11 protein-coding genes are annotated in these 11,971 nt (G+C 66.1%); 4 read left to right on the top strand and 7 right to left on the bottom strand.

Features of this window, described 5'->3' with window-relative positions; translation table 11 throughout:
* Positions 1–5: 5 nt before the first annotated feature.
* Positions 6–917: an acetylglutamate kinase gene (gene argB, locus CTA01S_RS02975; RefSeq protein ID WP_062192006.1), complete on the bottom strand. Its 912-nt coding sequence runs from the start codon at positions 915–917 to the stop codon at positions 6–8.
* Between the two features lie 350 nt (positions 918–1,267).
* Between argB and CTA01S_RS02980 the strand changes: the two genes are divergently transcribed.
* Both CTA01S_RS02980 and CTA01S_RS02985 read left to right on the top strand, forming a co-directional pair.
* Entirely contained in the window at positions 1,268–1,756 is a 489-nt protein-coding gene (locus CTA01S_RS02980; protein ID WP_084362270.1) for a DUF411 domain-containing protein, read from the top strand.
* A 16-nt stretch (positions 1,757–1,772) separates the two neighbouring features.
* Entirely contained in the window at positions 1,773–2,051 is a 279-nt protein-coding gene (locus tag CTA01S_RS02985) for a copper-binding protein (RefSeq protein ID WP_019560585.1), read from the top strand.
* 7 nt (positions 2,052–2,058) lie between these two features.
* Here CTA01S_RS02985 and bioD read toward each other — a convergent pair whose 3' ends face one another.
* From bioD to bioA, 3 genes are read right to left on the bottom strand one after another with little or no spacing between them, the layout of a single operon-like run.
* A complete protein-coding gene (gene bioD / locus CTA01S_RS02990) occupies positions 2,059–2,760 on the bottom strand; it encodes a dethiobiotin synthase (protein WP_062192014.1) in 702 nt (233 codons plus the stop codon).
* Positions 2,757–3,971 carry an 8-amino-7-oxononanoate synthase gene (bioF, locus tag CTA01S_RS02995; protein WP_062192020.1) on the bottom strand — a complete coding sequence of 405 codons (1,215 nt, stop codon included), beginning with the start codon at positions 3,969–3,971 and terminating at the stop codon, positions 2,757–2,759. The genes bioD and bioF overlap by 4 nt, the downstream gene beginning before the upstream one ends.
* Positions 3,961–5,358 (bottom strand): adenosylmethionine--8-amino-7-oxononanoate transaminase, encoded by a 1,398-nt coding sequence (gene bioA, locus CTA01S_RS03000; RefSeq protein WP_084362271.1) that lies wholly within the window; start codon positions 5,356–5,358, stop codon positions 3,961–3,963. Before bioA ends, bioF begins: the two co-directional genes overlap by 11 nt.
* A 353-nt stretch (positions 5,359–5,711) precedes the next feature.
* Here bioA and CTA01S_RS03005 point away from each other — a divergent pair, with 353 nt between their 5' ends.
* On the top strand, positions 5,712–6,245 hold the full coding sequence (locus CTA01S_RS03005; protein WP_062192023.1) for a phasin family protein: 534 nt from the start codon (positions 5,712–5,714) through the stop codon (positions 6,243–6,245).
* 91 nt (positions 6,246–6,336) lie between these two features.
* Here the strand turns inward: CTA01S_RS03005 and argJ are convergent, their stop codons facing one another.
* From argJ to CTA01S_RS03020, 3 genes are all read right to left on the bottom strand, one after another.
* A complete protein-coding gene (gene argJ, locus CTA01S_RS03010) occupies positions 6,337–7,566 on the bottom strand; it encodes a bifunctional glutamate N-acetyltransferase/amino-acid acetyltransferase ArgJ (RefSeq protein WP_062192026.1) in 1,230 nt (409 codons plus the stop codon).
* An 8-nt stretch (positions 7,567–7,574) separates the two neighbouring features.
* On the bottom strand, positions 7,575–10,319 hold the full coding sequence (secA, locus tag CTA01S_RS03015; protein ID WP_019560579.1) for a preprotein translocase subunit SecA: 2,745 nt from the start codon (positions 10,317–10,319) through the stop codon (positions 7,575–7,577).
* Between the two features lie 271 nt (positions 10,320–10,590).
* Positions 10,591–11,550 carry a M23 family metallopeptidase gene (locus CTA01S_RS03020; RefSeq protein WP_062192030.1) on the bottom strand — a complete coding sequence of 320 codons (960 nt, stop codon included), beginning with the start codon at positions 11,548–11,550 and terminating at the stop codon, positions 10,591–10,593.
* 59 nt (positions 11,551–11,609) lie between these two features.
* Here CTA01S_RS03020 and CTA01S_RS03025 point away from each other — a divergent pair, with 59 nt between their 5' ends.
* Positions 11,610–11,873: a DciA family protein gene (locus tag CTA01S_RS03025; RefSeq protein ID WP_232300970.1), complete on the top strand. Its 264-nt coding sequence runs from the start codon at positions 11,610–11,612 to the stop codon at positions 11,871–11,873.
* Positions 11,874–11,971 lie beyond the last annotated feature (98 nt).

Here is an 11,971-nt window from a genome sequence, read left to right on the forward strand (position 1 = left end):
GCAATTCAGTGCGAGCGGATCATCGTGCCGAAGGCTTGGTCGGTGAGGACCTCCAGCAGCATCGCATGCGGCACGCGGCCGTCGATGATGTGCACGGCATTGACGCCGCTTTTGGCCGCATCCAAGGCCGAGGCGATCTTGGGCAGCATGCCGCCCGAGATGGTGCCATCGGCAAACAGCTCGTCGATCTGGCGTGCGGTCAGATCGGTGAGCAAATTGCCGTTCTTGTCCAGCACTCCCGGGGTGTTGGTCAACAGCATCAGCTTCTCGGCCTTGAGCACCTCGGCCAGCTTGCCAGCCACCACATCGGCATTGATGTTGTAGTTCTCGTTGTGTTCACCAAAGCCCAGGGGCGAGATGACCGGGATGAACTGGTCGTCTTGCAGCGCCTTGACCACGCTGGGGTCGATGGCGACGATGTCGCCCACCTGACCCACGTCGTGTTCCTTGGTCGGGTCGTCCTTGTCCTTCATGCGCAGCTTGCGTGCGCGGATCAAGCCCCCGTCGCGTCCGGTCAGGCCCACGGCCTTGCCACCGGCGGCGTTGATGAGGCCCACGATGTCTTGCTGCACCTGCCCGGCCAGCACCCATTCGACCACTTCCATGGTCTCTTCATCGGTCACGCGCATGCCTTGAATGAAGGTGCCTTTCTTGCCGATCTTGGCCAGGGCCTCGTCGATCTGGGGGCCACCCCCATGCACCACCACCGGGTTCATGCCCACCAGCTTGAGCAGCACCACGTCCTCGGCGAAGTCCTGCTGCAACGCCGGGTCGGTCATGGCATTGCCGCCGTACTTGATGACGATGGTCTTGCCATGAAATTTGCGGATGTAGGGCAAGGCCTGGGCCAGGATCTCGGCCTGGTCCCGCGGGGCGATGTGGCTCAAATCATGGGAGGCCGCAGCAGGGGTGTTCATGCAGGTAAGACTCCGGGACGCTTCGGATACGGACGGTGGACAGCCGCCGGACGATGCCCGGATTCTAGGGCGGCTGGTGCGGCGCAGCACGCCCCTTGGGGCCCCCACCGCGGCGGCCACGACGGCAAGAGACGCCGCATGGCTTGCGACCGATCCTCAGACGGGGCCCGCCACTCCAGGCATCATATCGGGGTGCGGCCCCAACGCCGTTCGCAAACCGAACGGGGCTGGGAACCTCGTGGCGCCCCGCGGCTCCAAATGCCTGCCTCAGCACGAATGCGTGCTGGGCGCCGTGAGCGCCGCTGGCGCTGCCCCCGATGCGCCACCGCCTGTCGAGAAAGGTTCATTCCATGTCTTTGCCGATGTCACGTCGCCGCTGGCTGGCCTGGGCCGGGTCCCTGGCCGGCGCCACCCTCGCCCCGGGGTTGGCGATGGCCGCCCGCCAGCCTCTGATCGAGGTCTGGAAGTCCGAGAGCTGTGGTTGCTGCGGTGCCTGGGTCGAGCATTTGCAAGCCCACGGGTTCCAAGTGAAGGTCAACCATGTCCGCGGCCCGGCCGAATATCGCGAGAAACTGGGCATGCCCGATGAGTTCGGCTCTTGTCACACCGCGCTCGTCCAAGGCTATGTACTGGAAGGCCATGTGCCAGCGCGCGAGATCCGCCGCCTGCTGGCCGAGCGGCCCGCGGCCATCGGATTGGCCGTGCCCGGCATGCCGGTGGGCTCGCCCGGCATGGAAGTGGGCGAGCGTCGCGACGCTTATGATGTGATCCTGGTCGGCCGTGACCGCAAGGGCCGTGTCTACCAGCACTACCCCGCCCTGTCGGGCACACGTCCCTGAAAAGAAAGGCCTCTCGATGCTCAAACGCTGGATCAGCGCCATCGCTGTGGCAACCGCAAGCACGCTGGCCCTGGGCCAGGCTGCCGAAGGCGAGGTGCGCAAGATCGACAAAGCCGCCGGCAAGATCACGATCAAGCATGGCGAGATCAAGAGCCTGGACATGCCGCCGATGACCATGGTCTTCCGCGCCGAACCACCCAGCTTGCTCGACAAGGTGCAGGTCGGGGACAAGGTGAGCTTCCAGGCCGCCAAGGTGGGCGGCACCTACACGGTCACCGCGATCGAAAAGCGCTGAGCGCGACTCAGCCCGGCTCCAGCACCGACGGATCCAGATGGGCGGCCACCGCGGCGGCGTGGGGCTCGCTCAACGGGGGCACCACGCCCACGCACGGCGCCTCGAAATCCCGCGCCAAACGCAAGCGCAAGGTCTCGACATTGTCTTGTCGCCAGGGCATGCGGGGGTCCACCGCATTGCCCACCCAGCCAGCCAGCCGCAAACCCCGAGCACGCACGGCTTCGGCGGTGAGCAACGCATGGTTGAGACAGCCCAAGCGCAGCCCCACCACCAGGATCACCGGCAGACCCAGGCGCACGGCCAGTTCCGCCGTGTCGTGTTGCTCGTCCAGCGGCACGAGAAAGCCGCCCACGCCCTCGACGATGAGTCGGTCCACCCGCCCGGCCAAGCGCTGCGCGCCGTCCAGCAGCGCCTGCAGCGAAATCGACACGCCGGCTTGGCGTGCAGCCACATGGGGGGCGCACGCGGCATCGAGCAGGCAGGCGCAGACCTCCTCGGCATCCAGCGGCTCGGTGGAGGCGGCACGCAGGCGTTCGATGTCGTCATTGACACGACGGCCCTCACGCCATTGCGTGCCCGCGGCCACCGGCTTGTAGCCGGCCACGCGCCACCCACGGCGCCCCAAGGCGTGCAACAGCCCAGCGCTGATGGTGGTTTTGCCGATCTCGGTATCGGTGCCCGTGACGAACCAGCCTTGCAACGACTTCATGAGCCATCTCCCACCTCGAAAGCCGCCGCACGCACCGCCTCGATGAGGCGGTCCACGTCCTCGGCCGTATGGGCCGCGCTGAGAGCCACTCGCAAGCGAGCCGTGCCCGGAGGCACCGTGGGGGGCCGGATGGCAGGCACCCACAAGCCACGGGCTTCCAAAGCGGCCGACAGGGCCAAAGCCGCGTCGTTGTCCCCCAGGATCAGGGGCTGAATGCCCGTGAATGATGGCGCCAGCCGCCAGCCGGCGGGCAGGCCCTGGGCCAAGCCGCGGCGCCATTGCGAGATGCGCTCACGCAAGGCGGCTCGCCGGCGCGCGCCCTCTTCGCCGAACATCAAGCCCAGGCTCACGCTGACGGCATGGGCCACCGCTGGCGGAGCGGCAGTGGTATAGATGTAGCTGCGCGCGCTTTGCACCAGCCACTCGATCACCGTGGGATGGGCCGCGACGAAAGCCCCGGCCACGCCAGCGGCCTTGCCCAAGGTGCCCACGTAGATGATGCGTTGGCTGCGCAAGCCGAAATGCTCCAAGCTGCCGCGTCCGTGGGCGCCCAAAACGCCAAAGCCATGGGCATCGTCCACGATCAGCCAAGCGTCATGGCGCTCGGCCAAGGCCAGCAGCGCCTCCAGCGGGGCGAGGTCGCCGTCCATGCTGAACACCGCATCGGTGACGATCAAGCGCAGCGTCGAGGTGCAACGCGCCAGCAACCCCTCCAGCGCCGCCACGTCGTTGTGCGGATAGATCATGACCGTCGCTCGCGCCAGACGCGCTCCGTCGATCAAGGAGGCATGGTTGAGGCTTTCACACAGCAAGGTGGCCTGGGCCTGCCCCAAGGCGGTCAGGACCGCCAGATTGGCCATGTAGCCGGTGCAAAAGCTCAAGACGGCCAGCTCGGGCCAATGGGGCGACAACAGCTCGGCCAACTGAGCCTCCAGCCGCGCATGGGCCACGCCATGGCCATTGATGAGGTGCGAGGCGCCGCTGCCGGCGCCATAGCGGGCCGCCCCCTCGGCCAAGGCTTCGCGCAGCGCCGGGTGCGCGGCCAAGCCCAGGTAGTCGTTGCTGCAAAAGCTCAGCAGCTCGCGCGGCGCGGCCCCATCGGCCGCCAGCACCTGGCGCGGTTGGCAGGGTGTGTGCGCGGTGCGACGCCGGCGGCGCAGGGCCTGCGCCTCGCGCTCGGCCAGTTGCTGGCGCAGATGGTCAAGCAGCATGGCATCCTCCGGACAGCACAGCCTCCAGCGTGCGGCGCACCCGCTGCGCCAGCCAATCGGCCCCCGCCTCATCGAGCACGTAGGGCGGCATCAGATACACACTGCGGCCGATCGGGCGGATCAGCAGTTCCTGCGCCAGCCCGGCGCGATGGAAGCGCTCGGCAAAGTCCTCGCCTGCGTGCTGGGCCTTGACGTCGAAGGCATGGATGGTGCCGCAGCGTCGCAGGTGCTCGATGCGCGGGTCTTGCGCCAACGGGGCCAACGCCGCAGCCAAGCGGTCGGCCACCACGCGGTTGCGCTCCAGCACGGGCTCGTCATCGAAACGGTCGAGCACGGCCAGCGCGGCACGGCAGGCCAGCGGATTGCCGGTGTACGAATGCGAATGCAAGAAGGCGCGCTCGCTGCGCTCGTCCAGGAACGCGGCATAGATCGACTCGCGCACCATCACCAGCGACAAGGGCAGAAAGCCGCCGCTGATGCCCTTGGACAGGCACAGCACATCCGGCCACAGCGGCGCCTCACCGGCGCAGGCGGCTTGCTCGAAGGCGAAGAAGCTGCCGGTGCGCCCGCAGCCCACGGCGATCTCATCGGCGATCAAGTGCACCTCGTAGCGGTCGCACAGGGCGCGCAGTCCACGCAAATAGGCCGCATCATGCATGGCCATGCCCGCGGCCCCCTGCACCAGCGGCTCGACGATGACCGCCGCCAGATGCTCATGCCGCGCCTCCATCAGCGCCTGCATCTGCGCCAGCGCCCGCTGCGCCACCTCGGCGCCCGTCTCGCCGGGCTGGGCCTGGCGCGCATCGGGGGACATCACCTGATGCGTGCGCAGCAGCAGCGGGTCATAGGCGTCTCGGAACACCCGCACGTCGGTCACGGCCAGCGCCCCCAAGGTTTCCCCGTGATAGCCGCCGCGCAAACAGACGAACTCGCGCTTGGCCGTGCGGCCCCGGTTGCGCCAGCTGTGGAAGCTCATCTTCAGCGCGATTTCCACCGCGCTGGCGCCGTCGCTGGCATAAAACGCATGCCCCAGCACGCCGCCGGTGCGCGCCGACAAACGCTCGGCCAACCTCACCGCCGGCTCGTGCGTGCAGCCGGCCAACATCACGTGGGGCAAGCGGTCGAGCTGATCTTTCACGGCCGCCGCGATGCGCTCATCGGCATGGCCGAAGAGATTCACCCACCACGAGCTGATCGCATCGAAATAACGCCGCCCGTCGGGATCGAACAGCCAGGGCCCTTGCCCCCGCACCAAAGGCAAGGGTGCCGAGCGCGCCTGGCGCTGGATCGGGGTGCAGGGATGCCAGACCTGCGCAAGACTGCGTTGCGCCCAGTGCGCGCAGACGCCGGCCGCCGGTGCGGCCGCATCGAAAGAAGGGGTCGTCATCGGGCCGTCGAACTGAACAAGGCCTCGGATGGTACGCAAGCCCCGCACGACCGATCAACTGCCGCGCTCGCGCCAGAAACCCTGCAAGATGAGCGCAGTTGAGGTCATTTGCAGCAAGCCCGCGACATGCGCGCGCTTTTTGCAGTCAACCGCCCACGAGCGGCGCGTCATGCCGTTACATTTTCGGTCGTTCAGACATGAATGCCGCGCATCCTCTTGCGGTTCGGCGAGCGCCGATGCTGCGCGCCATCCCCCAGGCCGCCATAGAGGCGCCTCACTAAAGAATTGGGCTGTCGTGCCTACGGCACCCTTCTATAGTGGTCCTGTCTCCACCCAACCTGGAAGGATGCCCCATGGTCAAGAAAGCGCAAAAGGCGGCCGAAAGCAAGGCCGCCACGCCCGCTGGGCTGTTCGACTCTCAACTCGCGGCCACCGTGCGTGAATCGGCTCAGCAAATCTGGCTGGCCGGCCTGGGCGCGTTCTCCAAGGCGCAAGCCGAAGGCAGCAAGGTCTTTGAGGCGCTGGTCAAGGAAGGGGTGTCCCTGCAGCGCAAAACGCAGGCTGTGGCCGAGGACACCATCGGCCAGATGACCGGCAAGATGAGTGCGATGGCCGGCGAGATCACCGACCGTGCCGGTCAGCACTGGGACAAGCTCGAAGCCATTTTCGAAGAGCGCGTCGCGCGCGCCTTGAACAAGCTGGGCGTGCCCAGTCACAAGGATGTCCAGGCCCTGATCGCGCGCATCGATGCGCTCAGCCAGGCCGTGGACCAGTTGTCCAAGGCCAAGGCCCAGCCAACGGGCCGCGCCACCTCCGCCGCCCGCAAAACGGCCACGGCCCGCAAGGCGGCGGCCAAGCAGGCGGCGTCTCGCAAGGCCGCTGCCTGAGATCCGCTGGCGCTGGGCCTGCGCCAAGCGATGAGCAGGCCGCCCCGCATACGGACACCGTGCGGTTCGAGCCCGAAACGCACGTCGAGACTCAGCTGCGATAGTCAGCGTTGATGCTGACGTAGTCGTGCGAGAGATCGCAGGTCCACACCGTGGCCTCGGCTGAGCCGCGGCCCAGCAGCACCCGCACGGTGATGTCCGAGCGCTTCATCACGCGCTGGCCGTCTTCTTCCTTGTACTGCGGATGACGCCCCCCCCGCTGGGCCACATGCACGTCGTCGAGATACAGGTCGATCTTGGTCTGATCCAGATCCTCGATGCCCGCATACCCCACGGCCGCCAGAATGCGGCCCAGGTTGGGGTCGCTGGCGTAAAACGCCGTTTTCACCAATGGCGAATGGGCAATGGCATACGCCACCTTGCGGCACTCATCCGCAGTGGCGCCGCCTTCCACGCGCACGGTGATGAACTTGGTGGCGCCTTCGCCATCCCGCACGATGGCCTGCGCCAGTTGCTGCGCCACGCCGATGAGGGCTTCTTGCAGCGCCAGCCCTTCAGGCGATTCGAGCGCCGTGATGGCCGCATGCCGCGCCCGGCGCGTGGCCATGAGCACGAAGGCATCGTTGGTCGAGGTGTCGCCATCGACGGTGATGCGGTTGAAGGACTGATCGGCAGCCTGGCGCACCAACGCAGGCAGCAGGCTTGGATCGATGTTCGCGTCGGTGGCGATGAAACCCAGCATCGTGGCCATGTTGGGACGGATCATGCCGGCCCCTTTGGCAATGCCGGTGATCGTCACCGTCTGAGCGCCGATGCTCACTTGCGTGGAGACCGCTTTGGGCACCGTGTCGGTCGTCATGATGGCCTGCGCCGCATCGGCCCAGCCGTCGGCCTTCAGACCGGCCAAAGCCACGGGCAGCCCCGCCACGATGCGATCCACCGGCAGCGGCTCCATGATCACACCAGTGGAAAAGGGCAACACCTGAGTGGGCTCCACGCCAAGATGACCAGCCAGGGCAGCGCAGGTGGCCCGCGCATGGGCCAAGCCCTCCTCTCCGGTGCCCGCATTGGCATTGCCTGTGTTGATCACCAAAGCGCGAATCCCTCGTGCGGCGGCCAGATGCTCGCGGGCCACCTGCACCGGGGCGGCGCAAAAGCGATTGCGCGTGAACACCCCTGCGACGGCCGCCCCCTCGTCGAGCACGAACACACACACATCCTTGCGATGAGCTTTGCGCACACCGGCCATCGCGGTGCCGATGCGCACCCCGGGGACCGGGTGCAAGGCCTTGGGGTCGGGAGCTTGCAGATTCACCGGCATGATCGACCTCAGTTCAACTTGCCATGGCAATGCTTGTACTTCTTGCCACTGCCGCACGGGCAAGGTTCATTACGCCCCACCTTGGGCACCTGGACGGTGGCCGTGCGCGGGTCGGTTTCACTGGCCACCGAACCGTCTTCGTTCGGATGGGTGTAGGTCACGTTCGAGATGTGTCCGACTTTGTCCTCGATGGCCTCGGCCGCTTGAGCCACCTGCTCCTGGGTCTGGATGCGCACCGTCAGCAAAATGCGCGAGACCTCCATCTTCACCACATCCAGCAATTGAGCGAAAAGCTCGAAGGCTTCTCGCTTGTATTCCTGCTTGGGATTCTTCTGCGCATAGCCACGCAAATGGATGCCCTGCCGCAAGTAGTCCAGCGCCGCCAGGTGCTCGCGCCAATGGGTGTCCAGGGATTGCAGCAACACCATGCGTTCGAACTGCGCAAACTGTTCCTTGCCCACGCGGTCCACCTTGGCCTGATAGGCCGCATGGCCGGCTTGCACCACACGCTGGACGATGTCCTCGTCCGACACCGCCTCGCTGGACTCGACCCACTGGCGCAAATCCACATCCAGCTGCCACTCCTCGCGCAGGGTTTTCTCCAACCCTTCGAGATCCCACTGCTCTTCGACACTGTCGACGGGCACGTAGCTGCGCACCACATCGGTCAGCGCCCCCTCTCGCAAATGGGCGATCTGGGCGCTGACATCGGTGGCATCGAGGATGTCGTTGCGCTGCTGGTAGATGACCTTGCGCTGGTCGTTGGCCACATCGTCATACTCGAGCAGCTGCTTGCGGATGTCGAAGTTGCGTGCTTCGACCTTGCGCTGCGCGCTTTCGATGGAGCGCGTCACGATGCCCGCCTCGATGGCTTCCCCATCAGGCATCTTGAGGCGGTCCATGATGGCCTTGACGCGATCTCCCGCGAAGATGCGCATCAGCGGATCTTCCAGCGAGAGATAGAACCGCGAAGAACCAGGATCACCCTGGCGGCCGGCGCGACCACGCAGCTGATTGTCGATGCGACGCGACTCATGGCGTTCGGTGGCGATGATGCGCAGCCCACCCAAAGCCTTGACCTGCTCATGCAGGCTGCGCCATTCGGCGCGCAGCTTGTCGATGCGCTGCTGCTTCTCGGCCTCGCTGAGCGAGTCGTCGGCCTCGATCAGCTGCACCTGCTTGTCCACGTTGCCGCCGAGCACGATGTCGGTGCCGCGGCCGGCCATGTTGGTGGCGATCGTGATCATGCCCGGGCGGCCGGCCTGGGCGATGATCTCGGCCTCCTTGGCATGCTGCTTGGCATTGAGCACCTGGTGCGGCAATCCGGCCTTGGTGAGCAAATCCGACAGCAGCTCGGAGTTCTCGATCGAGGTCGTGCCCACCAGCACGGGCTGGCCACGCTCATGGCATTCGCGGATGTCGGCGATCACCGCCTCGTAGCGCTCGCGGCTGGTCTTGTAGACGCGATCGAGCTCGTCCTTGCGCTGCGTGGGCTTGTTCGGTGGGATGACCACCGTCTCCAGACCATAGATCTCCTGGAACTCGTACGCCTCGGTGTCGGCCGTGCCGGTCATGCCGGCCAACTTGGCATACATGCGGAAATAGTTCTGGAAGGTGATCGACGCCAGCGTCTGGTTCTCCGCCTGGATGGCCACGCCCTCCTTGGCCTCCACCGCTTGGTGCAAGCCATCGGACCAGCGGCGCCCGACCATCAAGCGGCCGGTGAACTCATCGACGATGATCACCTCGCCGTTTTGCACCACATAGTGCTGGTCGCGATGGAACAGATGATGGGCACGCAGCGCGGCATACAAATGGTGCAGCAGCGCAATGTGCGATGGGTCGTACAGACTCGCCCCCTCGGCCAACAAACCGGCCTGGGTCAGCACGCGCTCGGCATTCTCGTGGCCCTGTTCGGTCAGGAAGACCTGGCGGCTCTTCTCGTCGATCGTGAAGTCGCCCGGCTCGATCACCCCTTCACCGGTACGGGGGTCGGCCTCTCCGATCTGCCGCTTCAGCAGCGGCACCACCTGGTTGATGCGTTGATACAGCTCGGTGTGGTCTTCGGCCTGGCCGCTGATGATCAACGGCGTGCGGGCCTCGTCGATCAGGATGGAGTCCACTTCGTCGACGATGGCATAGTGCAGACCACGCTGCACCCGATCGCCCGGCTCATAGACCATGTTGTCGCGCAAGTAGTCGAAGCCGAACTCGTTGTTGGTGCCATAGGTCACGTCGGCGCGGTAAGCTGCTTGCTTGTCCTCGCGCGACATTTGCGGCAAGTTCACGCCCACGCTCAGCCCGAGGAAGCCATAGAGGCGCCCCATCCACTCGGCATCGCGGCGAGCCAAGTAGTCGTTGACCGTGACCACATGCACGCCCTTGCCCGCCAGCGCATTCAGATATACGGGCAAAGTCGCCGTCAGCGTCTTGCCCTCGCCCGTGCGCATCTCGGCGATCTTGCCGTCGTGCAGCGCCATGCCGCCGATGAGCTGCACGTCGAAGTGACGCATCTTGAGCACCCGCTTGCTGGCTTCACGCACCACGGCAAAGGCCTCGGGGAGCAAGTCGTCGAGCGAGGCCCCCTGGGCCAGACGCTGCCGGAACTCGCCTGTCTTGGCCTGCAGGGCCGCATCGTCCAAGGCCTCGTACTGAGGCTCCATGGCATTGATGCGCTCCACCACGCGCCGGTACTGCTTGAGGAGCCGGTCGTTGCGACTGCCGAAAATCTGGGTGAGAAGCTTGGGCAACATGCGTGATGGGGTGATTTGAAACGATGGACGGACCTCGGGGACCAGGCCGTCGGAAACACATCGGGAAAGGAAGTGGCACCGGTTCGATGCGTCGCTCGGCGCGGGTCCGACAGGCGCAGCCGGCCCCGAAAGCTCTAAAGCGATCGAGTTTAGCACCGGGCCTTCGGGCCGGGCGTGGCTCACCGTGAATCCGCAGTCACAATCGTCGGGGCGGCGCTGCCCCGGTCATGGAAGCTCGCGCAAGGCAGGAGATGGGCTTGCGCCGTTCCACTCAAGGCCGCGCAGGCCGGCTTCTCGCACTCTGGGCCAAGGCTTTGGACTGCCCGGCGTCGGCCAGAAAACGCGCGGGGTTCTGGGGCACGCCAGAGACGAGCACCTCGAAGTGCAGATGCGGGCCGGTGGAGCGGCCGGTCGAGCCGACCTCGGCAATCACCTGACCGCGCTTGACCAGATCCCCCGGTTGGACCCGCAGCTTCGAGGCATGGGCGTAGCGGGTGACCAGGTCATTGCCGTGGTCGATGTCCACCATCAAACCATAGGCCGGATGGTCTTCGGCCGCGATCACCACCCCCCCGGCGGCCGCCAGGATGGGCGTGCCCACCGGCGCTGGGAAATCCAAACCCGTGTGCAGGGCCTGCCGGCCCGTGAAAGGATCCAGCCGGAAGCCAAACCCCGAGCTGGTGGGGCCATCGACCGGGCGCGTGTTCGGAATCCTCAGAGCTTGCATGCGCTGCTCGAACAGCTGGGATTCGATCAGCGTGAACAGGTCCGCATGCAGTGCCGCGGCATGGTCCAGCTCGTCCACCATGCGCTGCAGCTGCTCGAACGAGGGCTGCGCGCTGGGCACATAGGGGCCGCCCTTGGGTCCATCCGGCAGCGCCGCTTTGATGTCGTCGGGTTTGAGTCCGACCATGTCCGAGACGCGCTCGCCCACGGCTTCGAGCTGCAGCAAGCGGGCTTGCATCTCGCCGACCCGGCGGGCCATCGCATCGAGGTTCTCCCGCATGAAGCGATCACGCTGGGCAAACTCGTCCTTGACCACCAGACGCACGATTTGGCTGACCACCGGCCAGCCTTCACGCGCGGCCTGAAGAAAGATGAAGTGGTAGACCAGCCCCGACAGCAGCAGCATCAGGCCCAGCGCACCGCTCAGCACCGCGGCCAGCTGCCAGCGGCTGAGCGTCCACACATGCGTGCGGGTGAAGCGGCTGTGCGTGATCATGATCTGCATCGGTACACTCCCACCTCATGAATGCCCGCGCAGATCGCACGCTGCCCATCCAAGAGGCCATGAACCGCCACACCGTGCTCGAGCGGCTTCAACGACTCCTGCGCGAATCTCAATCGCGCCTCGAGGGCATTCGCCCCCTCCTGCCTGCGGCCATCGCGGCCCATGTGAAGCCCGGGCCGGTCGATGACACGGGTTGGACGTTGCTGGCGCCCAACACCGCGGTCGCGGCCAAACTGCGCCAGCTTCAGCCGCGTTTGGAAGCGGCCTTACGCCAACAGGGCTGGCAGGTTAGCGCAATCCGGGTGAAGGTTCAATCGAACTGATCCCGAGAACGGAAACCGTCCGTAACGGGCCGTGCAGGTGTCACGGACGGCCCGACCGTGCGGCCGCGTGGGCCAGCGGCCAGCACCGCCGCGGCATG

It is taken from the genome of Caldimonas taiwanensis NBRC 104434 (assembly GCF_001592165.1).
In the GTDB taxonomy this organism is placed as follows: Bacteria; Pseudomonadota; Gammaproteobacteria; order Burkholderiales; family Burkholderiaceae_C; genus Caldimonas; species Caldimonas manganoxidans.